The sequence below is a fragment of the Paenibacillus tundrae genome (genome assembly GCF_030812775.1).
In the GTDB taxonomy this organism is placed as follows: Bacteria; Bacillota; Bacilli; order Paenibacillales; family Paenibacillaceae; genus Paenibacillus; species Paenibacillus tundrae_A.
This window is the reverse complement of the sequence record NZ_JAUSTI010000012.1, coordinates 94,256-117,811: the sequence shown is the minus strand read 5'-3', so window position 1 is coordinate 117,811 and position 23,556 is coordinate 94,256. Positions and strand designations below refer to the sequence as shown.

The 23,556-nt window shown below is 46.5% G+C and carries 15 protein-coding genes; 5 read left to right on the top strand and 10 right to left on the bottom strand.

Annotated features, from left to right (window positions below; all coding sequences use genetic code 11):
- Positions 1-155: 155 nt before the first annotated feature.
- A complete protein-coding gene (locus J2T19_RS20025; protein WP_307218847.1) occupies positions 156-2,165 on the bottom strand; it encodes a beta-galactosidase in 2,010 nt (669 codons plus the stop codon).
- Between the two features lie 281 nt (positions 2,166-2,446).
- Between J2T19_RS20025 and J2T19_RS20020 the strand changes: the two genes are divergently transcribed.
- A complete protein-coding gene (locus tag J2T19_RS20020) occupies positions 2,447-3,430 on the top strand; it encodes an AraC family transcriptional regulator (protein ID WP_307218844.1) in 984 nt (327 codons plus the stop codon).
- Positions 3,431-3,489: 59 nt separating this feature from the next.
- On the opposite strand, the gene mobA is transcribed toward J2T19_RS20020, so the two are convergent.
- Positions 3,490-4,101, bottom strand: a complete 612-nt coding sequence (gene mobA, locus J2T19_RS20015; protein ID WP_307218842.1) for a molybdenum cofactor guanylyltransferase — start codon at positions 4,099-4,101, stop codon at positions 3,490-3,492.
- 130 nt (positions 4,102-4,231) lie between these two features.
- Here mobA and J2T19_RS20010 point away from each other — a divergent pair, with 130 nt between their 5' ends.
- Positions 4,232-5,473 carry an MFS transporter gene (locus tag J2T19_RS20010; protein ID WP_370874910.1) on the top strand — a complete coding sequence of 414 codons (1,242 nt, stop codon included), beginning with the start codon at positions 4,232-4,234 and terminating at the stop codon, positions 5,471-5,473.
- Between the two features lie 1,524 nt (positions 5,474-6,997).
- Here the strand turns inward: J2T19_RS20010 and J2T19_RS20005 are convergent.
- Positions 6,998-8,737 carry a glutamine--tRNA ligase/YqeY domain fusion protein gene (locus J2T19_RS20005; RefSeq protein ID WP_307218840.1) on the bottom strand — a complete coding sequence of 580 codons (1,740 nt, stop codon included), beginning with the start codon at positions 8,735-8,737 and terminating at the stop codon, positions 6,998-7,000.
- Between the two features lie 263 nt (positions 8,738-9,000).
- On the opposite strand from J2T19_RS20005, the gene J2T19_RS20000 reads away from it, so the two are divergent.
- Together J2T19_RS20000 and J2T19_RS19995 are read left to right on the top strand one after the other, a co-directional pair.
- Positions 9,001-9,258, top strand: a complete 258-nt coding sequence (locus J2T19_RS20000) for a DUF2164 domain-containing protein (protein ID WP_307218837.1) — start codon at positions 9,001-9,003, stop codon at positions 9,256-9,258.
- A 34-nt stretch (positions 9,259-9,292) separates the two neighbouring features.
- Positions 9,293-9,841 carry a GNAT family N-acetyltransferase gene (locus J2T19_RS19995; RefSeq protein ID WP_056702081.1) on the top strand — a complete coding sequence of 183 codons (549 nt, stop codon included), beginning with the start codon at positions 9,293-9,295 and terminating at the stop codon, positions 9,839-9,841.
- A gap of 213 nt (positions 9,842-10,054) precedes the next feature.
- Here J2T19_RS19995 and J2T19_RS19990 read toward each other — a convergent pair whose 3' ends face one another.
- Together J2T19_RS19990 and J2T19_RS19985 are read right to left on the bottom strand one after the other, a co-directional pair.
- Positions 10,055-10,843, bottom strand: coding sequence for an SDR family oxidoreductase (locus J2T19_RS19990; RefSeq protein ID WP_307218834.1), 789 nt, complete (start codon positions 10,841-10,843; stop codon positions 10,055-10,057).
- A 19-nt stretch (positions 10,844-10,862) separates the two neighbouring features.
- Positions 10,863-11,360: a GNAT family N-acetyltransferase gene (locus J2T19_RS19985; protein ID WP_307218831.1), complete on the bottom strand. Its 498-nt coding sequence runs from the start codon at positions 11,358-11,360 to the stop codon at positions 10,863-10,865.
- 336 nt (positions 11,361-11,696) lie between these two features.
- Here J2T19_RS19985 and J2T19_RS19980 point away from each other — a divergent pair, with 336 nt between their 5' ends.
- Positions 11,697-12,779 (top strand): MerR family transcriptional regulator, encoded by a 1,083-nt coding sequence (locus J2T19_RS19980; protein ID WP_307218829.1) that lies wholly within the window; start codon positions 11,697-11,699, stop codon positions 12,777-12,779.
- Positions 12,780-12,965: 186 nt separating this feature from the next.
- Here J2T19_RS19980 and J2T19_RS19975 read toward each other — a convergent pair whose 3' ends face one another.
- The 5 genes from J2T19_RS19975 to J2T19_RS19955 form a co-directional block, all read right to left on the bottom strand.
- A complete protein-coding gene (locus J2T19_RS19975) occupies positions 12,966-16,361 on the bottom strand; it encodes a GH36-type glycosyl hydrolase domain-containing protein (protein ID WP_307218827.1) in 3,396 nt (1,131 codons plus the stop codon).
- Between the two features lie 207 nt (positions 16,362-16,568).
- Entirely contained in the window at positions 16,569-17,594 is a 1,026-nt protein-coding gene (locus J2T19_RS19970; protein ID WP_307218824.1) for a LacI family DNA-binding transcriptional regulator, read from the bottom strand.
- Positions 17,595-18,321: 727 nt separating this feature from the next.
- Complete coding sequence (locus J2T19_RS19965) at positions 18,322-19,905, bottom strand: hypothetical protein (RefSeq protein ID WP_307218822.1); 1,584 nt, start codon at positions 19,903-19,905, stop codon at positions 18,322-18,324.
- Between the two features lie 236 nt (positions 19,906-20,141).
- Entirely contained in the window at positions 20,142-21,437 is a 1,296-nt protein-coding gene (locus J2T19_RS19960; protein WP_307218820.1) for an ABC transporter substrate-binding protein, read from the bottom strand.
- Positions 21,413-23,185, bottom strand: a complete 1,773-nt coding sequence (locus J2T19_RS19955) for a sensor histidine kinase (RefSeq protein WP_307218818.1) — start codon at positions 23,183-23,185, stop codon at positions 21,413-21,415. The genes J2T19_RS19960 and J2T19_RS19955 overlap by 25 nt, the downstream gene beginning before the upstream one ends.
- Positions 23,186-23,556 lie beyond the last annotated feature (371 nt).

Below are 23,556 nucleotides of genomic sequence, written 5' to 3'. Positions count from 1 at the left end.
CTTTGATTCCCCTTCTATGAAGGTTAAAATCCGGGGATAAAGGCGAAGCTTATGCTCCCGATGCAGCTTTCTTATAGAAAGCTTGTAGCTCCGCTTCTCCATGTTATCTCTGTCCTCTCCGTTCTTGTGTAAATGTGTAGTTCGATCTATATGATCTACCCTTGTTGCTCAATAATCTGAATTCCCCACCGCTCCAGTTCAATCTTCTGGCCTTTCTCTACCGCAGTTCCGGACAGAAGCTCGTTTCCGCCTTCATGGGCGTGTACGAAGGAAACAGGCTGATCGGAATAATTGAAATAATAACGAATCGTGTTGCCTAGTTCATTCACACCTGTCTTGACGATGATTGGGAAAGCTAACTCTTGATCCGCTCCCCATACGCCTGCTTCTTTCATCACACGCTCCAGCACCTTATGGATGACCGCCGAGCTAGTGAAGCATCCCACATAGGTTGCTTTTCCTTGACCGTAGCTGTTCTGAGTAATTGCAGCATATTGTCCCCAGTGCGGGTGATCGTACCATGCCAACACCTCTGCTGTGGTCGGTGTAATGAGTTCCATCCAGGTGTGGATCTGGTTCTGCTCTTCTCCTACGGCAAAAGGATCATCTCTCAACGCAACATGTTTCGGCTCAACGAAGAGACTGTAGTTAATCCCGCACGCTTCGCTGATGATTCCCGGCTGACGGGTCGAGCGAACCTTCACATGTTCGTTGGTGAATCCACTCTTGAAGGAATAGACGACGTGTCCTCCATCCTGAACGAATTGATTCAGCTTCTCCAGCAGAGCATCTGATGCAGCATATAGTGCAGGCACAATGATGACATCATATCCTTCATAACTTTCCACGGATGGATCGATGAGGTCACAGCCAATATTCATTTTGTACAATTCATCGTACATCCAGCGCACAACGTCGTTATAGCTCTTATCACTGGTAAAGTTAAAGCCGAACCACTTAATCGCGGTGTATGCCTCATTGCTGAACAGAACTGCAACACGATTGGTCTTCTTCATATTCACGAGCTGCGGACTGAGTCTGGCAAAATCTCTACCTATCGTTTTGGCCTCGTCATACACTGGATTAGGTTCAAAATCGTGGCTAAGCAATCCTTTCCAATACGTCTCGAACGAATTGTGTAGGGAATGCCAATGCCAGTAAGCAACCATATTTGCGCCAGAAGCGAGGTGGCTGAACGCCTGAAGCCGGAGTTGTCCCGGGTAGGGAACCCAGTGCCAGAATGCCTGAGCTTCCGTCTCCAACACCAGATAATTAGATTGTTTCGTTGAACGTGCAACGTCACCACCGAACGAGATTTCAATCCCGGTTAGATCATCCTGAGACGGATGATAGATGTCAACGCTGGTGATGTCAAAAGCCTTCGATGCAGCAAAATGATCCACATCCCCTTGAATACCATAGGAGTATCCGCGCCATTCAAAATCGAAGTTTTGGGTAACGAACTGCCCCTCCTGCTTGTATTCATTCACAATGCTAACCTGCCAGGCCAAGAAGTCCGTTACGAGCTGACGCTGGAACTTCGCAAATTCAGCACCAAGACTACCATTAATCGTACCTACAACCGAAGGGAAGTCCTCCCAGCTATTAATCCGGTTACTCCAATAGTCGAGTCCAAACTCTTTGTTAAGCTCATCCAAGGAGCTGAATTGGCTTCGCATATATTTGACGAACTGTAGCTGTACGTTATCCCCTGCCGTATTGTAATGCTTGGTCTCATTATCCGTCTGATATCCTATAACGGCTGGGTGGGTGCTCACTCTAGAGATCAACTTGCGGATGATCCGCTCTGCATAGAACAGATAGGTTGGATTCGTGATATCCATGATCTGACGTGCGCCATATTTTCCTGGCCCTTGCACCGTTGTTGCGAGCACGTTCGGATGCTCCTTAACCATCCATGTCGGAACCGCATACGTTGGCGTACCTACAATCACCTGAATCCCCGCCTGATGCATCGCATCCAGAACACGATCCACCGAAGAGAAATCAAACACTCCGTTCTGTGGTTCATGCGTGCTCCAGGTGGATTCGGCAATACGAACCACGTTAATTCCTGCATCCTTCATCATCTGAATATCTTGGTCTAATCGCTCATAAGGCATATATTCATCGTAGTAAGCTACACCGTATAATAACTTGTCCATTGTAATTTCTCCTTCTGATGGGAAAAGTATGTTACTTCCGTTAAAGCACTTAAAGCAATGCGCCACATATCCAACAGGAAATTCACGACCAATCTGCGACTATGCGGATGATAACGTTTACATAACTAGCAATAACCGTGTACTATATATGCAGGCTATCCCTAGTTTCTTACCAGAATCCAATGATTATGAATATCAGGGTTAAACTGATTATAATGAAGTATACTAAGGGTGCCGATTGTACAAAGCGAGTTGTTTTTACCCTTTTCCGAGGTGATGTTATGGAAACTAAATTACAGCTTCGAGAAATGCCGCAACACCTAATGGCACACTGGCTGCCGATTATTGATTGCAACATCAAGCTGTACGGCGCACATAGCCAGCAAGTGCAGATGGGCTGGACGATGCCGGAAGAGTCACACCCAGGCTTCGAGCTGCTCCTCATATTAGAAGGTACACAAGAGAGTATGATCCATGGATATAAACATTTGGTAGAAGAAGGCGACATTCTCTTAATTCCTCCGGGATACAAACATACGAACCAATGTATCTCAACCACGGGCATGACTTATTTTAGCGCCCACTTCAATGTGGACGATCCTGTATTTATATTAAAGCTGATGTCCAGACACAGTCGAATCTATGAGGCAGGCACACCGGATAATCTGAAAATGCGCGCTATACTGGAGAGCTGGATGGGCATGATCAAACAAACAGAGGCTTATACTTCGACAGATAAGTTTATGATGCAGGCACGGATGTTTGAGTTATTTGCACTCTTGTCCCAGACAGCCGATCGCGAACCCGTCTCTACGATGTCTGGATCTGGGCCCAATACACCCGCACCGACGGCTATGCACTACGCAGGAGCGATTGCGGAAGCGATTAAGCAGGCTTTTCACGCTCAGCTAAGAAATAAGGATGGCAACGTATCTACCATAAAAGTGGAACAGATTATCGCTTCGTTCGGGATCAGCCCAGGATATGGTCTGCAGATCTTCCGTAAAGTATACGGACGAGCACCGCGCGCATACCTATCTAGCCTTAAATTACAGGAAGCCAAAGTTCTCATCGAACAACCGGAGCTATCTCTAGGGGAAATTGCATGGAAGCTTGGCTATACCCATCTATCTCATTTCAGCAGGCAGTTCAAACGCTGGACAGGGGAAAGCCCACTTCAATATCGCAACTCCACCCTGAAAAAAAATCGCAGTGCTCAGCTCGATTCTTCCAGCGCAATTTCAACCGTGAACGGAATCGATTAGAAGATCAGATTGATTAATGATGAAATAATCACATGTTATATCGGAGCTAATTGGCACAATTAGCTCTCATGGTTTCGAATGGACTGGTACTCTTCTGGTGTGTTCACATTGCTTAACTGCTCTAACGCATCGTGAACACCTACGCTTTCCAGATCTTGCACGTCAATATAGAGAGGGTTCATTTCCTCCAACCAACCTGTGACTCGTAAACGGTCTTGGTCTAAGCATTGCGTAAGCTCTGTAAGCACACGTTTGTGATATACACCGGCAAGTGGATGCACACGTCCTGCTATTCGCGGCACTATGACAGCATGTTGATCGCTGGATTCAGCCAATTGCTTCATGCCTGCGAAAAAGGAAGGTTTAAGCAGTGGCATATCACAAGCGCATACGAGGTTCCAATTCGTATCCGAAGCTTGTAGCGCTGCATGCAATCCAGCGAGCGGCCCTTTGCCCGGATATTGATCCTGAACACATTCATAGCCCAGTTCTGTATATGTGGTGACATGAGAGCCACCTGCAACGATAATGCGGGCGACTTCCGGTATCATTGAACTAGCAATTTGGCTGAGCAACGTCGAACCCTTCACTGGCAATAGTGCCTTGTTCGATCCCATACGCCTAGATTGACCACCTGCCAAAATGATGCCCGTCCACTCCGTTGTGCTCACGTCGATCTCCTCCAATGCTATTATTTTCGATTTGACTCTATTTGATGTGACTTTATGTATACCCGGTATAAGAGAGTTGCTTTTATTCTATACGTTGAATCCCTATACAACAAATGATACATTGAACAATATGCTCCTGAAAGGAATGGCTCTATTGGATAAATATGCACCCGGAAGAGGCGATCCCTCTTTGGTCTCGCTGAAACTATATAATTTCTTCATCTATGGGGCAATCTCCGTCTTCGCCGGATTTCTGCAATTATACTTGCAGGAGATTGGTATGACCAAATTAGAGATTGGTAGTCTCATGGCGATCGGCCCGTTTGTCTCCTTGTTTGCCAATCCGTTCTGGGGGTTCTCGAGCGATAAGTCACGTAATATCCGCATTATTCTGATGATTATGATGGGAGGCACATTTGTGTTCTCTCAAGCTGTCTTTCATGCGCCTACCTATGCCTGGATCTATACAGCCATGATTGTTTTTTATTTTTTTCAAAGTCCACTATTCGCTCAAACCAATAGCTTGATCCTTGGATACATTGACGGTACCTCGCAAAAGTTCGGTTCCTTCCGGCTCTGGGGCTCCTTAGGGTGGGCTCTGACTGCGGTGGCGGCTGGGCCGTTAATTGATCGTCTTGGCGTAGGTAGTGTATCGATCGTGTTCGCGTGTATGATCATCGTTGCCTTTGCATTTTCGGTATTTCTACCCAGACAACCGATCGCTTCCGATACGCCTGTAGTCACATTCCGCCGATTCGGCAAGGTGATGTTCAATCCTTATTTTATGGCGTTCATTGGACTTGGCGTCCTTGTATCCGTGCCTAACGCGATGAACAGCACTTTCATGTCGCTCTATATTACGGAGATGGGCGGCAACAAACAAATGGTCGGCTGGGCGATCTTCACGTCTTCTATTCTGGAAGTCGGGGTCTTCTTACTGCTGGATCGATATCTAAAAAGAAAAATGAGCTTCCTGCTCGCCTCGCTTGTCCTAGTTAGTCTGCTGTTTGCCATCCGTTGGCAGTTGATGGCTGAGTCTACTCTTCCTATTGAAGTGGTACTCATTCAACTGATGCACTCCATTACCTTCGGTGGATACTTCTATGTAGGCACACAGCTCACGATGCTGTTTATTCCTAGACCGTATCGTTCCTCTGGTCAAGCTGTCTACACAATGGCGTGGGGCGGTTTATCTGGTGTCATTGCAGGTTTGTTTGGCGGCTGGTTGTTCCAGAGCTTCGGTGCTGAACTTATGTACAACATCGGGGTATTCTTCTCACTGATTGGTGCTACTGGCTTCGCCATCATGTGGCTGATTAATCGCCGGAATGGATATCAGCCTGTTGTGTTGACGGAAATGGGTGATGGTTAATCTTTTGTTGGCAAAGGTTGAAACCTTGATTTACACGGGGCACTCCGAGGACAGAACAATCTTCCGATCGCTGTTACCCCCGGATTTTTTGGATTTCCCTTTTTCAAAGGGTAAAATCCGGGGATAGCTTATGCTTACGATGCAGCTTTCTTGCAGAAAGCTTGTGGGCGAGCGCTTCGCTTCTCCAGCTTTATTCTGTCCTCTCCGTTATGGTGTAAATAAAAACTTCAAACATTCAAACAAAAGATTAAGGACAGGGAGTAGGGATAAAGCTCTACGTTATGGTGTAACACACTACCGTTACAAAACAAAATTAAAGACTAGAGCAGGAGTAAGGTTAAACTCTTCGTTACTATGTAACATCATCGTCCCTTACTACTCACAAACGATATAAAGATTAATTGTTGAGAGTAGACAAGAGAGGTGAGTATGCTTCGATGCAGCCTACTTCTCAAGAAGTTTGTTGGGGAGCCGAGCACTTTGGCCTCACCTTTATCTTGTGATCTGATCGATGATGTCTTTGGCATGGACGAAAAGACATTAGAGATATTAAAGACGTTAACACCATATCTCACCTGCCACAATTCTAACGTAAGCTGTATCCACAACAACTCCGTAATAGTAATCTACATATAGAATTTAATTCGATTTAACCTCCCTATCTCAGCATACCTGCGTGCCACCCCATTGGTATTACTCTAGTCTTCTACCCCCTCCTCCTCCTCTCATTGTTGAATCCCATTGTCTCATTCAGTAGCCATGAAGTAGGGCACTGCTTGCTAGGAGCTGCACGCGGTGCGAATTACGATTTATAAATCATCTAAGTGTAGCCTTCCTCCCAACCCAGCCTTGCTTTTAATTCTAACGAACCTTAGGCGTCTTATTTGCTACAATTTCAGAAGATTCCAAAGCTAAGGAACCTCAGTAACCTTATTTCGCGAAAAAGACCTTCAAATTATTAAAAAGATAGGTCACACGACGAAATAAGGTCTCTAAGATTCATTACGTTGCTGGAACATCCAAATACACTTAAATAGCGCGTCCTCGATTCGTTAGGCTCCTACCTCATGCGCGAATTTTATGTTTACGCTGACGCCCATGGTCATGCCCACGTCGTGCTTATGCTCAGGAGCAATTGGTCGTGTTTTTGCCTATCTTTGTGCTTGCTTCTGAAACTTATCGTCAGCCGTGTTCTGTTTGTGCTGGCGCTCATGCTGATTGGTCATACTTATGCTTGGCTGATACTCATGGTCATGCATCTGCTTCTATTTGTACTGATGCTCATATAGTTATGCCTATGTTTCTGCTTGTGCTAACGCTCATCCCCATGCTTGTGCAGACGCTAAAGTCTCGCCTATACCTATGCTTAGTCTATGCCTGAGTCTGAACCTAATCCTCCTCCTAAAAAACTAAAAAGGGCATCTGTTGTCATGATCAACCATGACAACAGATGCCCTTCTTAAATTTATAACTTGTCTGCTCACCAGCTCGCTGATGAACAGACTCTTAATTCATTCATCAACCTTATGCTTTTGGCAGTTGGAATGAGCTTTTGAGTGATACTACGCGGTTAAATACCGGGCGACCTGGCTCGGAATGCTTCGGATCTACGCTGAAGTAGCCGTGACGGAAGAATTGGAATTTATCTTGAGGCTTCGCCTCTTTCATCTCCTGTTCCACGTATCCGTGAACAATCTCAAGCGAATTCGGGTTCAGTTGATCCAGGAATGTTTTTTCCGGTTGTTCTTCCACAACCTCAGCTTCAGCCCCAGCTACGACTACCTCTGGTTCGCTGTCTACTTCCGGTGCTTCTGCCGAGATTAGTGGCTCGTACAGACGGAATTCCGCAGGTACCGCTTGGCTCGCTTCCACCCAGTGGATTGTGCCTTTTACTTTACGACCTGTAAATCCGCTACCGCTCTTCGTCTCCACATCATAGGTACAGTGAATTTCGATCACATTACCTTCTGCATCCTTGATCACATCGTTACACTTGATGAAGTAAGCATGTTTCAGACGAACCTCGTTGCCAGGGAACAAACGGAAATATTTATTCGGCGGATTCTCCATAAAGTCATCTTGCTCAATATAAATCTCACGGGAGAACGGAATTTGACGGTTACCCATCTCTGGATTCTCCACATTGTTCTCCGCCTCAAGCCACTCCACTTGACCCTCAGGGTAGTTCGTAATAACAACCTTGAGTGGGTGCAGAACTGCCATCGTACGCGGAGCTTTCAGTTTCAAGTCTTCACGTACAAAGTGCTCTAGCGTTTGAATATCGATAACCCCTTGGCTCTTGGAGATCCCTGTCTCAAATACGAAGTCACGAATAGCTTCTGGGGTATAACCCCGACGACGCAGACCCGAGATTGTTGGCATACGTGGATCATCCCATCCATCTACATGACCTTCGTCTACAAGTAGCTTCAGCTTCCGTTTACTTGTCACCATCTGGGACAGATTCAAGCGGCCAAACTCATATTGATGTGGTTGACTCTCCATCTCGCACTCAGCAATGACCCAATCATAGAATGGACGTTGATCCTCAAACTCTAGGGAACAGAGGGAGTGCGTCACACCTTCAATAGCATCTTCGAGCGGGTGTGCAAAAGCATACATCGGGTAGATGCACCATTTGTCACCTGTGTTGTGATGGTGTGCGTGTGAAATCCGGTAAATCACTGGATCACGCAAGTTGATGTTTGGCGAAGCCATATCAATCTTAGCACGCAGCACTTTCTCTCCGTTCTTGAATTCGCCTGCACGCATACGTGTGAACAGGTCAAGATTCTCTTCTACCGAACGATCACGGTACGGGCTGTTCTTGCCTGGCTCCGTCAGCGTTCCGCGCATTTGACGAATTTCGTCGGCGCTTTGGTCGTCAACGTATGCTTTTCCTTTTTGAATCAACAAGACTGCACGATTGTACATCTCATCGAAATAATCCGAGGCAAAACGCTTCTCGTTCCACTCATATCCGAGCCATTTCACGTCTTCCTGGATGGATTGTACATATTCTACGTCTTCCTTAACCGGGTTTGTGTCATCAAAGCGCAGATTCGTCTTGCCGCCAAACTCGCCGCCCAGCGCAAAGTTAATCCAAATTGCTTTGGCATGTCCGATATGCAGATAACCGTTCGGTTCCGGAGGAAAACGGGTAATAACTTCCTGGACTTTTCCAGACCGGAGATCTTCGGTGATGATATTTTTGATAAAGTTAGGTGGGGTGGTACGATTGTCCACAGCTATCAAACCTTTCATAAATGGATTGGAGCTTCAGGAATTGCAGCAATTCCGCTATCATCCTTTAGATATACGAAGACATCAACCAGAGTAATGTTGCTTTCTGGAAAGTTTCGTACGCGTTTCATTTAAATATACCTTTAACGGAGGATGAGTTCAATAAAGAACGGCACCAAAGTCAGGATCAAACGCATTCAAGATAGGCCTATAACCATTTTGACGGGTGCGCACGAATCATGTAGCATGGTAGTAAAACCAGAATTTAAGGGAGGGTTTCCCAATTGAACACGCTAAAACTGACCAAAGAACAGCAGGATGACGCCATACGCACCATCCAGTCGTATTTCGAAGAGGAACGCGGCGAAGAACTGGGCGATTTGGCAGCTTGGGGTGTACTGGATCTGTTCATGACCCAGCTCGCTCCCTACATATATAATCAGGCCGTCACTGACGCACGCACCACGGCGAATCAACGCATGGCCTCGCTGGAAGAGGATCTGTTTGCATTAGAACGCAAACTGCCCCCTAAGTCCCGTTAAAACCCTAAATTGACTAAGAAAGAAGGTTGCACTCATGTTTACCTATTCATTGGATGAATATACCGAACTACGCCCTCTCTCGATGGAGCACACGAAGCCATTATTTGAACTTACCGATCGTTCACGGGATCAATTAAGACACTGGCTACCATGGGTGGATCATGTGACCGAAATCGAGCATACCTCAAACTTTATTACCAATGCCTTGAAGCAAGGTGCTGAAAATGGTGGATTTACCGCAGGTGTATGGTTAAAGGGCGAGCTTGCAGGCATCATTGGCTTCCATGAAATTAATTGGACAAATCGCTCCGTAAGCATTGGATACTGGCTTGGAAAAGGTTACGAGGGACAAGGATTGATGACCAGTGCGTGCCGTGTGCTCGTGGATTATGCACTTGTGACATTGGATCTGAACCGAGTGGAGATTCGTTCGGCCACCAATAACAAACGTAGCCGGGCTATTCCAGAGCGACTTGGATTCGTGCTAGAGGGTGTCATTCGACAAGCAGAGAAGCTGCCTAAAGGCTACGTGAACCACGCTGTGTATGGCATGTTACAGCATGAATGGGAACTGTTGCGCTAAATGAAGTACATACGACTCCGTCTCATAGACCTCTACTTCTATAGGGAGTTATGATATGGATGGAACCAACATGACTCTACACCGAGACAGCAAAATATAATCTAAAACTCAATGAACCCCCTCTATTCCGATATATCGGGTATAGAGGGGTTTCACTATTATACTTTTTGAGTAAGCATTCCCATTATATCTAACGCCTGACTCAGACCTATACTAGAGCGCTCGCACCATACCGCCGTCTACTACGAGGGAAGCTCCTGTAATATACGTATTGGCACCAGATAGAAGGAACACAACCGCCTTAGCAAACTCCTCCGGTTGTCCGTAGCGCCCCAGTGGTATTTCCTTACGGAATTGCTCGCCTACTTCTTCAATACTGATTCCGTTCTGCTCTGCCCGCGCAGCATCCAGATCACGTATCCGATCTGTGCCAATTCGGCCTGGGGATACGGTATTAATCAGAATGCCATACGGCGCTAATTCCTGTGATAACGTCTTCGCCATACCAAACACACCTGTACGGAAGGTGTTCGATAGAATTAGCCCTGGAATCGGCTGCTTCACTGAGGTAGAGGCGATGTTTACGATATGGCCGCCGCTCTCCTTCATATAGGGAAGAACACCACGGATTACTCTCACATAACTGAGTACATTTAATTCAAATGCATGCTCCCAGTCTTCATCAGTCAACGATTCAAACGTACCTGAGGGCGGCCCGCCTGAATTATTCACCAGAATATCAATTCGACCAAATAACTCACCTGTCTTGCGGATCAGCGCATCGATATCTTCCTTACGTGTCACATCGGTTACACAAAATTCAACTCGTCCGCCCCCACCAGCCGCAAGCAGTTCTTCCTTAACTGTCATCAGCTTCTCTTCGTTCCGGCTTGCAAGCATCACATCCGCGCCTTCTGCTGCCAGTTGAGCTGCCACCGCTTTGCCTAACCCTTGACTCGACGCCAGTACAAGTGCCTTCTTCCCTTGAAGTCCCATATCCATCGTTATTCCTCCTTCGCGCTTATGCTTCGATGAAATAACTCATCAGAATATCATCTACATATTTCCCGTCAATATAAAATTCAGACACTAATCTACCTTCGGTTAAGAAGCCACATTGTGTATAAAAAGCAATAGCCCCCGGATTACACGATAAAACGCGTAACCGCAGCTTCCTAATTCCCTGCTCACGCGCATGCTGCTTCATCGCATCCATCAACGCTGTCGCGATCCCACAGCGGCGATCATGGGGATGAACTGCAATATTAATCTCATACACGTGCTGATTAACAGGCATTGCTGTCGCTGGGTGAAAACCGACATAACCACACACACGTTCACCCTGTACTGCGAGTAACTGGCTACCCGGAGGACAGTGCTGTAGATATTGCTGTCTGGATCGCCATTGAAACGGTGCAGGTGAAGTGTTTTTGTCCCACACCAGCGCATCCAAATCCATCAGTTGACGGGTATCTTGGATCTCGGATGGTCGAATCGTATAGGTATGGCTTGTTAACATAATCGCGCAACCTTTCATGCAATAATATATCGCTGCGGATTGCAGCGTTCCCATAGAGATAAGTTTGTTCGTTTCACGGTCTAGTCTTGCAACTCATCCTTTCAAGAGAAATCTCACGAATCAATGGATGAGCGGTAAAGACTACGTTGTTCTATATTGTAGCATAGCCTCAGACTGGACTAAAATTTTGCGAATGCACAAAACTACTGAACTGAAACGAAAAGTCGCCGCACTCTGCTCCCTCCAGAGTTAGATGACATACCATAATCTAAAAGTAATGCTTAACCTTAACGTAACGTCATGGTTTATACTGAAAGTAGAAGGAGGTGCAGCAGGATGAACATCAAGGAGGCAGCAGACAGGCTTGGTATATCTGCGAGGGCAATTCGTTTTTATGAGGAAAAAGGATTGATATCCCCTGCGAAACAGACGGGCAACGGATACCGAAGTTACACGGAGAATGATATATGGCGCTTACAGACCATCGCCGCACTTCGTGAGATCGGCATGTCGCTTGAGGATATCGCGCACGCCATTGGGGAGATTGACCAAGGTAACCAGCAACGGCTGGAAGAATACCTAGAGCTGCAACAAGCCGTTATGTACGCCCAGTGGATTGAACTCAAACGCATGCTGGATACCACCCAGCGCATGATAGATCTGAATCGTCAGGACGGACCACTGGAAGTCAGTCACCTTCATGTGCTTGCAGACAGCTCACGCCGCTTGCGCGAAGCGAGGCAGAATTGGCATGACCGCTGGAACTACGATACACAGGCCGCCATCCATGATGAGAGAGTGCAGGCTACGAACAGAGCGAATTCTGAACACGTCAAATCTGAACAACTCGAACTATACCAGAACTATGATGAAGCCCTTGAACAGACCGCTGATTGGATCTCGCCCATCCTTGGGGAAAAGGGATTGGACATCGGAACCGGGACAGGCAACTTGGCTGGAAGGCTGTTACAGCGAGGTGCGGATATGACGGCAATTGATCAATCACGGGAGATGCTGCGTACCTGTCGCCACAAATATCCTGATATGCATGTAAAGCTCGGCAATTTTCTGGCGCTACCTTTTGAGGGAGATTCCTTTGATTTTGTTGTGTCCAGCTTCGCCTTCCATCATCTAAGCCCAGATCAGCAACTACTAGCACTGGAGGAAATACAGCGGGTGTTAACCTCGCGGGGACGCATCTGCCTTACTGACCTTATGTTCACAGACGCTAACCACCGGAATGCATTTACGGATCAAGTTAAGACCACCGGAGAGGAAGAGTGGCTACGCGCTGTTCGAGAGCGCCACTTCCCCTTACTCAATGAACTGTGCGGTTGGCTGGAGAGTCATGGGTATGTGACGAAGCATATCCGTTACAATGAGTTATTGCATACCGTGCTAGCCGTCCCACTGCGATAGGCAGTGGAAAACCTCATAAAGTTCCATTTGATTTCCATCCTCATATATAAAGAAAAGAAGCCCCCCCCTTGTAAATGGATAGACTGACTTCCACTGATCAAGGTAGAGCTTCTTTTTTTAGTGTATAGGGGACAGAAGAGAGTACCAACAAGATTGTATATTATTTGTCTCTCTCCTGATTACACATTACATATAAATATCAATAACTGTACGCTCTGCAGCACCACGTGCTTGTTTGAACGCCTCCTGCGAGATGCAGACGCCGCCCTGGCGATAACGATTAATCGTGCTTTCCGCATGGATCTCCTGGCCATTCACCGTCACACGGTTAACTGCACCTGTACTCAAGTGGTAGATAAATGTCACCGGTTCACCCGCATACTCGAATTCGAACTGCATACCGTCCAGCTCTGCTGGCAATACAGGGTCAATCACCAGATCTCCACTTTCCTGACGGATGCCAAGCGCGTTCGAGATCAGTTGGTTCATGTAGATTCCAGGGCCGCTGGAGTAGATTCTCCATCCACCCTTCACCTGTACAGTTCCTTTACGCAACTGGTCAAAATGCTTCTGTGCCTCATAACGGGTATTGAATTTGCCGTCAGAACTACTGAAGTAGGCATTCGCTTGGCGGATCTCCGCATTTGGGACAACCTCATTGATGCCGATCGGGTTAATCATCGCCAGACCATTCCATACCTGATCCGTCTTGCCCAGCTTCGCCATAGCTTCCACGTAACGAATATGCGCATGCACATACTGCAGACCAATCTCGCGTCCGAAGTTGGACGCCTGCTCTGCCCGTTTGAAGTGTGTACTTACACCGCCTGCATATTGAGCCGGACGATTCATCAGACGTACACCATCTGGGCATAGGAACTGCTCACGGATAAGTGCATAGTGTGTTTCAGCCTGCTCCGCATTCAGCAATTCACCAATCATACTGCGCGTCATAGGCAGCAGACGATACTGAATACCTGTTTCTGTATCTGATGGATGCAGCATCAACTTCGCTTGATCTGCTTTCTCCATGTATACAAACCCCGGAATGACATCTGTACCTAACATGTAACGGTTAAAGTCCTCACGAATGCCTTGTGCCAGCACTTCAAGCTCCTGTGCAAATTCCGTATCCTTGGATTGCAGTGCTTGGGAGAGCACATTCACGGACTGATAAGTTAGGGCAACTGTCCAACTGCTCACCATGTATTGCTTGAGCTGTGCATTCGCAGGCTGGAGCGTATCATCCCAGTCGCCATCACCGTAGGAAGATAGGAATGTATCGTGCAGGAAGTTGGCACGGATATATTCAATTTCTTTTTTGGCATGATCCAGTACCGTTGCTGTCTCTTCTGTGAATCCGAAGCTATGCTTAACGGTATACGGCACCTTCTCATCCAAGATCGCATAATCACGAGTCGCGGTCAGATAGTCTGCAAGTACTTTGAGCGGCCATACGATGATATCGCCATGACTCTCTTCCTGTTGAATGGCAAAATATTTATCAAACATGAACCACTGCGGCCAGTTACCATCATCTTCATACTGGTGGGTATAGACCATTTTGATGATATCAGCTACCTGCTCATATTTTTGCGTTGCCATGAAATACTCAACAGGTCCTTGGCATACATCCCGCGTACCCCATGCTGCTCCGCCATATTGCTCCAATCCGTGAGGCACAGAGTAATGAACCAGCATATTGTGCGTGTACCACCATGCGAGTGCATTTACTTTGAAAAGATCTTCTGCATTCTGACCTTCACCGCGCGATAGGCGGAAACCATTCATAACACCCGCAAAAAATTCACGATACGCCTGAACTTCTTCTTCAAACGTCAGGCTCGAATCAAGCGTTACTACTGAACCCTCTGCTTGACCTTCAAGTATCCCTTGGATGGTTAGCCTCCACTCAGCACTTTCCTCCAGACTAAGCGTAACCAGAGATGCACTACCACTGCGTACACCACTTGCCAGCAAGGATTCGTCACCCACGTTAAAGGTAGCGCCTTCCACCGTCATCCGATATTGCAAGTCAGGGTAAGTCCCTGCGCTAATCGCCTGTGAGTCTGCTGTGAAGATCAACGTATTGCCATCCTGCTTCATATGTAGCGGATACTCATATTCATTCACATTCATCGTTACTTGGCTCGTTACCAGATAGCGGTACGCTTGACCACTCGTTGAACGCACATCCATACGTACTTCGGTTGTATTTGTACCCGTGTAGTTTGTAATGATGAATGTATCCGATTCGGTTTTGTACATCCAGCGTACATAATTGAAGCCAATTTCGAACAGCGATGGCATGGTCAGTAAACGATAGACCCCATCCAGCTCCACATAGATCCGTTGTCCGGCTGTTTTCGGCACGTTCAGCGCATTGCGGGCATTGCTGATCATTTTATTAAAATTCGTATTCCCAATGACAAGCTGGGAGTTGAAGATACCGTACATATACGACGTTGTCGTAATAACTTGTGCTCCGAGCTGCACATTGCCACCGCTCATCAGGATATGGCCATGCGGACGCTCTACGAGCAACTCTTTTGCTTTTAAAACAATATGCTCGTAACTACCTGTGAAGAAGGAAAGTAGGGAGTCACCGCTGCGTTCTTCCTGATGCCGATCAGGGAACAAATGATTAATCTCCTCTTCCGTTAGATCAACCGTCACCAGCGGCTCGCCAAGGCGTGCAGACCGTTTTACTTGTTCCAATGTCTCGCCAAGCTGGACAGTTTCTGCCTGAACCTTATTCCAAGCTGCCGCTACTTCATCCCCAAATTCCAGGGCAGAGATGCCTGTAGGATGATCTGGCTTCGCGAGTCCGTAGAAGATAACTTGCGCTTCTCCATCCAGTTTCAAGGCTTCCGACTGTAACGCCGTGTAAGCAAATTCGTACTGATACGTCTCATTAGCGAGCGTTGGATAACTTAAGCCCTCGGGCTTATCGGTTTCTTTGTAAGACAGACCGAAGAACTGGAATCCGTCCGTGGAGTAACCTACTGCTTTGGTCAGTGAACCTTGCTGCATATATGGGAATGCGCCGCCCTGAGGCTGATTCTGACGGGAACACACCACATAACCTTTAGTTGCATCTTCAAATACGGTGTGATCGATATATTGTGACAGATACGCCTCGTTGCTCCGTACTGCGCCTGGATCAGCAAGACCTACGTCTTGTCCGTAAACGACATCCACGTGGTTATGTTGCCCATGGAGCTTCACATCCCAGAACCAGATCCCCTGTGCAGTAGCCGTAAATATGACCTGATAACCAATCTCTTGTTGTTTACCATCCAGTGGTACGGCGCCCTCCCAGATTAACTGGTTGCTTGGCAAGGACTTACTCTTCACGACTTTGCTATTCGAGCGCGCTCCCAGCAATGGAACGGCATGAATGTTGCTACCCTCAAACACCCGCAGGTACAGGTTATTCAGTGATCCATCAATTGGATTGCTAAGCAACTGGTTCAGCATCGTTGTGCCGGAAGTCGCCTGATACAGATCTCCACTATTCAAAAAGGTAAATGTCAGTTCCCCAGCAGTCAGCCGGATCGATTCATTAGTCATCGTTGTCATCTTATCCACTCCTTGATGTAGTATAAACTCAAATTCGAAACGTTTCGAATTGTCTGAAAAAGAATAGGGATTCCCTAAGGATCGAGCATGTTAAGCCTGATCCCGACGATGAACCCCTTTATTCACTACGCACTTATGAATCATTTTTAGCCATATCTTGCTTATATGTTCCAAAGCCACGCCATTACGAGCATTTACCGCCGATTGTTAGGCAGGCTGTATGGGTTGTGTGTCAGTACTTGATTGAACAGACCGCACGGAACGTCGTACCACCATATCAATCGTTAGCGTATATGATGGATTCACAGCTTCACCGTTCAGCATCTGGAATAACAGATGTCCTGCCAGTGATCCTGCTTCATGCTTAGGCTGACGGATTGTCGTAAGCGGAGGATGAACGTATTCCGACAACTGAATGTCATCAAAACCAACGACTGAAATGTCATTCGGAACAGATATACCGCTTTCCTCGAATGCCTTCAAACCACCAATCGCCATCTCATCATTACCATAAAAAACAGCCGATGGAAGCTCACCTTGCAGCATCATCATTTTGGTTGCACTATATCCACCTTCACGCACAAAACTGCCACTTAGCTTCCACTTCGAACGTTCCTCAAGTCCAGCCTCCTGCATGGCTCTAAGATATCCTTGATATCTTAAGGCATTGTCATACGAGTTGGACGGTCCACTAATATAAGCAATCGTGCGATGCCCTTCCTGGATCAGATGACGCGTAGCGAGATAGCCACCCTGTTCCCCGTCCACCAGGACGTTCACCAGATGATCCCCTGAGAGGTGACGATCCATCACAATGATCGGAAAACGCGACCCGGCTGACTCTACCAAAATATCATCATGGATGTTATGTGCAAGTATAATCGCACCGTCTACTCTTTTTTCACGCAAAAATCGAACGGCTGTGGAATCACGCTCACCCATAGAGCTACATGCAATCAGGTCATATCCGTTAGCGAGCGCTACATCTTGCACACTCCGAATCAGTTCCGAATAATACGGACCAGACAAGTCCGTCAAAATCAAAGCGATCGTATTCGTCCGGCTCCGCTTCAGGTCCATGGCAAAGCCATTTTTGCGGTAATTCAGTTCACGTGCTGCTTCAAGCACCTTACTCTTCGTTTTCGCACTCACTTTGCTATCCCCGTTTAACGCATAGGAAGCTGTCGAGAGCGCTACGCCTGCTAGCTTTGCCACATCCTTAATCGTCGCCATTCTACGTTCGCTCCTTCTACATTGACCAAATTTCTCTTGTTAAAACGAAGTTAAGAACGTTACTCTTACCACTCCGCTGACAGAACAACCTTCCGATCGCTGTTATCCCCAGATTTTTTGAACTCCCTTCTCTAAAGGGAAAATCCGGGGATAAAGGCGAACGCTTCGCTTCTTCACGTTATTTCTGTCCTCTCCGTTCTCGTGTAACTATCAAGTTCGTTTTGTATAGCTACATTTTATACTGTAAAGGGTTGTGACAACCACCATAACTAATAACTTTCTACGATTGTGAGGTACTTCGGCTCTAACTGAGTGTGCTTTTATACCAATTCGAAACGTTTCGAACACTTTCCGAAAAAATGCTCTACTTTTGCTCCGAAAACCCTATGGGACTAAGATATATAAGCTCTTTCTTACCATTCTACCATCGTTATATTATACGTATAAATATCATATCTTTTGCTTTTTCTAAATATAGAAAATCGTTAATTAAGCTTATAAACAGCATATTGAAACGTTTCGACATTTTTATTATAGTCTGAGTTGGTAGCGATTTCAACCTCTTTTTCCAATTTTAATTGAATTAAATGATTCCACATGTTGGCGTCCACTCAACTGCCCACCTCTCTCTTTCGCGTGCTCTACTCTTCTATAGAAATGATCAAACAAAGACGCTCGGTCAGGTGCAATATCCTGTCTGGGCGTCTTGTTTTAAGGTGTAGCTCTTTTATTTCAGATATCCTTTGGATTTCCAATATCGCTTCGCAAAAGAATCCACACCGTACGGCAGCTCCCCATTCAATAAATCCTCATTAGCTTGAATGATCTCTTTGCGTCCACGTTCCAGCAATTGAACGGCATGCAATAATTGAGATCCACCTGCATAATGAAGCTCAATCGTCAGCGGCTCCTCATCATCATCTTCGTCTTCTTGAGCCGAATATTCGATCAATACACTCTCAGACCCATCCACGTGCTGGTGCAAGGTATAGTAGTACTTCTCGACCCGTGTCTCCCCTTCTATGTCCACATACTCTCTTCCAATACGCAGCATAGCTGGCTGGGGAATACCATCACACATCTGACCTGCTTGTCGAAATGCATAGTAGAAGTCTCCAATCCATAGCCCATGCCGGTCATCATCATAATAATCGTCATATGGCTCCACAATAGGCAACGCTAATAAATCACGAATACGTTGCGACGTAATTAAGGTGCGGGCATACTGATAATTCGATACAGACTGCAATAAGGTGTCCCATCCGTGGTTGCTTAACTTCTGAATATCCGAAGGTGATTTTTCCGTAAATACGCTCCATTCGGAGTTTTCACGGTTCACATAACGATATGCGCCTGAGATCTTCCAGGCAGGTTTTTCCGCTTGCTCGGCAAGTTCTTTAGGAGAGCCTGAAGCTTGGTCTACTGGCTCTATTTTGAGCAACAATGCACAGCCATGTTCGTCCTGAAAATACAAGCTTCGGAAGTAACCCTCCGTATGCTCATCCCCATAGACGGATGCTCGGCAAAACTGTTCACCAAGCCAAAACTCATAGCTGTTCAGCAACTCATCGTCCTCCTTTACAGGCAATAATGAAGGATGCGTAAGACGCTGTATGTTCTCAGCGCTAACTCGATGATCTTCGAACCAATCCGGTACATCCGGTTCTACTCCAGCGGCCTGAATATACTCTCGATGAATGACAGGTTGTCCCTGCTGAAGTCTCTTTATCATCTCTTCTCGCCATAGAAACGGCTCTTCTGTATCTTCGTCAATGACACACTCAGGAACAAATAACTTCAGCATGTCAAAGCCTTGCCATGGCCCGAGATCCTCCCACTCTTGGAGCTGACGCTTCACTTTACGCTGTCCTTGAACCTGAATTCCATATTGCTCTGTACTTACTAGCAGTCCACCTTCTACGTTACCTCTCACCGTCAACTCTCCATGGTTGTAATCTCCCCAGAACATATCCTCCACATAAAGATGACCTGTAATATATATTTCCTGCCCTCCTACGAGCATATAAGGCGTTGTAAGATCACCAAGCACAACCAGGTTAGAAGCGGCCGCGTCGGATTCGGTGTTTCCAATATAACGATCAACGATCAGATTTCCCTCCACCATAATCAAAAAAGGCCCCTCATCCAGCAACAGCTCAGGGATATGAAGATCACCGGAATGTAACCATACTTCCTCGGCATCGAATTCACCGTCATGCGCTTCATTCTGTGTATACATCCAGCTTTCGTGAGGCAACCTCGTTTTGATATCTGCAAAAGCAATCTTTTGACCCATGTGATGTATGGACATGTCCTGACACTCCTCATCGGTTGATATATGGATAACATCTTCCAAACTTCTAATCTTCGAAATTCCGATCTATTGGCAGCATGACTACCCCGTTTAATTATACTAGAGGAAATATCCACCATTCCATAACAAAAACCCTCATCCATGCAGAATGAAGGTTATGCTATATAAATTGAAATAAAGAATAGTTACACTTGCCACTCTGATGACAGAATGACCTTATCATGATTAGATGGCTAGGTTTCACTTCTCGCCAAAATGGCGTTGGCACGTTCACGAAATTGCTGCGCTGCATCCTCTGCCGTTAACTTGCCAAATAACAGCAGATCATACAGCTCACGCAGCACGGCAGTGACTTCGGAGCTCCCTACAGGATCCGGAGCATCCATTGGACTGCTATGGTCTGCGACCCAGTCTATATAATCAAATACTTGTGCTTGCTCCGGTTCAACGATCATTCTCATCTGCTCCCGCACACTAGTCGAAACGGGCACACCTCGCTCCCCTTTGAGCAGCAGATTGGCATCCAGATCATTCACGAAAAAGCTAATAAACTTCGCTGCCTCTTCCTTCTGCCTGGAATTATTTGCAATGGAGAAGAACATGCCGGGCTTTAAAAACAGTCCCTCCGCATTATTAGGCCCTGGCATTGGAGCAATAGACAGCGGCTTACCATAATGCTCTATTGTACTAATAAATTGATTGGAATATCCCCAGCTAAACAGCGCCTCTCCAAAATAAAAAGGATCATTGTCTGGCTTACCGATATCGGAGGTCCAAATGTCTGGGGCAAAGATGAGTTTATCCTGCGCGAGTCGCTGCATTAGTCCAAAGTATTCAACAAATAACGCGTCATCCTCATAACCGAGACGTGCCCCATCCTCCGCGTAAAGCTTCGCACCATGTTGCCTCAAGTAATACGCGAAAAACTGCTCTGGGGTAAGATGGGTTCCAAGATAGATGCCTCTTCCCTGAATATGCTTGCCCATCTGATCAAAATCGTCCCACGTCCATGCATCTGTCGGGAACTCAATGCCATTCGCCTGCAACACTTCTGGATCATACATGCTCATCAGCGCATTCACACCCAGACTCAATCCATAGACATTGCCATCGATGCGGCCACTATCCAACTGCTGTTTGTCCACGTCCTTCGTATCCAGCAGCCCACGCTGCATATATGGAGTCAGATCCTCCAAGAGCTGTAGTGAGCTATACTGTGCCAAATACGAAATGTCCATTTGAATAATATCTGGCAGTGTGTTTCCTGCCGCCAGCGGAGCCAATTTCCGCCAGTATTCGTTGAAACTGCTGTATTCATATTCGATATTTACATGCGGATTCAATTGTTCATATTGGTTGATAACCTCAATCGTAGCATTGTTACGGAAATCTCCACCCCACCAGGCAATACGTAGCGTAATGGGTTCTTCTTCAATCACCATCCCAGGCCGTTGAGCAACTTGGGGCACACAACCGAGCAGAGCTGCCGTCAGGCAGATGATGCCTATTGTTCGCAGTAATCTTCCCACAGCTTCTCCTCCTTCGGCAGCGGTAAGGGAACCATCACCTTGGTTCCACATCCCGGGTTGCTCTCCAGCTTGATGTCATAATCATCACCAAAAGCCAGTCGTAGCCGCTCTCTGATGTTCATCAGACCAATTCCTGTACCTCGGGTCTTCACTTCACCGCGAAGCACCTTCTCCAGGAATTCCGGTTCCATGCCTGGCCCGTGATCTTCAACGATAAGTAGCAGCTTCCCTGCTGACAGTTCCGCATACACACGAATCTGACAGGTGCCTACCTGCGGCTCCAGCCCATATTGGATCGCATTCTCCAGTAACGGCTGTAACGTCAACTTGGGAATAGCACAGCCTAAGTAGGACTGTGGCACATCCAGATGAAAATCCAGTCGGTGCTGAAAACGATATTTCTGAATCGTAACGTAATGATTGATGATCTCCAGCTCTTCCGCCAAGGTAATGACATTTTGCTTGAAGCTGATTGACGTGCGTAATAAATAACCTAGCGACAGCACCATACTGGAGATCTGCTCCTGCTTATGCTTTTTGGCAAGCCAATGGATAGAGTCCAGAGCATTGTACAGAAAGTGTGGATTAATCTGAGCCTGCAACGCCTTAAACTCCGTTTCCTTAATGACCAGTTGGCTCGCATAATTCTCTTTAATCAGTGTATTGATGTGGGTAATCATCAACCGATATGTACGGTGCAATAACCCGATCTCATCCATGTGATGATGCGTTGGCACAGTGAGATTGGCATTATCGATATTGTCGAGATCACCATACTGAACCTCTTTCATCTGTCCAATGAGCTGTCTAATTGGTCTCGTTAAGCTGCGTGCAAATACCATCCCTAGGGTCAGTACGATTACAATAGCTATAACATAAACGACGATTAGTGCATTTTTGAGCCATATGATTCGCTCAAAAATCTCATGATAGGAGGCCATGTTATAGTAGACCCAGCCGGTATAGGACGATTTCTTTTGCGCTAGAAATACTGCCCTTCCATCCAGGTTTTTGATCTCATAACCACCACTGCCCGGCAATGGCTTCAGCCCTTCGGATACTGCGTTCTGGAGCTGCCGATAAGGATAAACTACGTCGTCTCCTGCCTTCAGAACAATATCACTATTCTGGCTATCCAATCCTGCGTATTCCTTCACAAGACGTTCGATGTTAATCCGTAGAAACAAAATGCCTACAGGCTTGAGCGTCATCGGATCATAAGCTCGTACCTGCCGAACCATCACCAGCATCGGGTCATCATCATCTGGATACAGCCACCTAACAGCACCATTTGCATGCTCAGCAGCAGCAATCATGCGATCATACTTTTCCTCAGATACGGTGATCGCCTCACCATACTTATTCACTCTTCCCTGCGAATCAATTAAATGAACGGACTGCACGTAACGTGCAGCCCCACTAATGTGTTCCCATAGCCGATCTGTAATCTTCTTACGCTCAATAAAACTGGAGTACGCCGTGTCATCATCTAACAATGATTTTAATGCCCGCTGGATTTGCATATCCGAGATCATATTCAGTGATAACGCTTCCAACTTCTGCAATTCAAGATCAACCGTAGAGGACGAGAGATTCAGCAGCCGGGAAGACTTATCGAATAACTGTTTATCATAGACGGAATACGTATAGTACAAGGAACTGAAAGCCAGCGTGATAATAAATGCCATCATGAACATGATCATTAGGAACATTTTCATTTTGATACTTAGTTTGCGGTAGGCTATCATGACACAAGCGCTCCTTTGAACCACGTGATTTTACTAGTGCGTGTTATACAACCTCTACTAGATATATCACATGCAGGAAAATTCTCCTATATCTTTTTAGCGCCCCGCTCGTCTAGCAGCATTCAACGCTTGGATGATACACGAATCTCCCTTTTCGTTCGTGTGTACATGTTCAGATCCGTCTATATAGCTTCAACTAAAGAAGGTTTACACTTACCACTCCGATGACAGAATAACCTTCCGACCGCTGTTATCCCCAGATTTTTTTGATTCCCTTCTTCAAAGGGAAAATCCGGTGATAAAGGCGAACGCTCCGCTTCTTCACGTTATTTCTGTCCTCTCCGTTCTCGTGTAAAAAGTTTAATTGAACT

Bases quoted from the DNA above. Each gene is read 5' to 3' on its own strand.
- J2T19_RS20025 (WP_307218847.1), bottom strand. From the start codon at position 2,165: ATGGACAAGTTATTATACGGTGTAGCTTACTACGATGAATATATGCCT.
- J2T19_RS20020 (WP_307218844.1), top strand. From the start codon at position 2,447: ATGGAAACTAAATTACAGCTTCGAGAAATGCCGCAACACCTAATGGCA.
- J2T19_RS20010 (WP_370874910.1), top strand. From the start codon at position 4,232: ATGCTCCTGAAAGGAATGGCTCTATTGGATAAATATGCACCCGGAAGA.
- J2T19_RS20005 (WP_307218840.1), bottom strand. From the start codon at position 8,737: ATGAAAGGTTTGATAGCTGTGGACAATCGTACCACCCCACCTAACTTT.
- J2T19_RS19995 (WP_056702081.1), top strand. From the start codon at position 9,293: ATGTTTACCTATTCATTGGATGAATATACCGAACTACGCCCTCTCTCG.
- J2T19_RS19990 (WP_307218834.1), bottom strand. From the start codon at position 10,843: ATGGATATGGGACTTCAAGGGAAGAAGGCACTTGTACTGGCGTCGAGT.
- J2T19_RS19985 (WP_307218831.1), bottom strand. From the start codon at position 11,360: ATGTTAACAAGCCATACCTATACGATTCGACCATCCGAGATCCAAGAT.
- J2T19_RS19980 (WP_307218829.1), top strand. From the start codon at position 11,697: ATGAACATCAAGGAGGCAGCAGACAGGCTTGGTATATCTGCGAGGGCA.
- J2T19_RS19975 (WP_307218827.1), bottom strand. From the start codon at position 16,361: ATGACAACGATGACTAATGAATCGATCCGGCTGACTGCTGGGGAACTG.
- J2T19_RS19970 (WP_307218824.1), bottom strand. From the start codon at position 17,594: ATGGCGACGATTAAGGATGTGGCAAAGCTAGCAGGCGTAGCGCTCTCG.
- J2T19_RS19965 (WP_307218822.1), bottom strand. From the start codon at position 19,905: ATGTCCATACATCACATGGGTCAAAAGATTGCTTTTGCAGATATCAAA.
- J2T19_RS19955 (WP_307218818.1), bottom strand. From the start codon at position 23,185: ATGATAGCCTACCGCAAACTAAGTATCAAAATGAAAATGTTCCTAATG.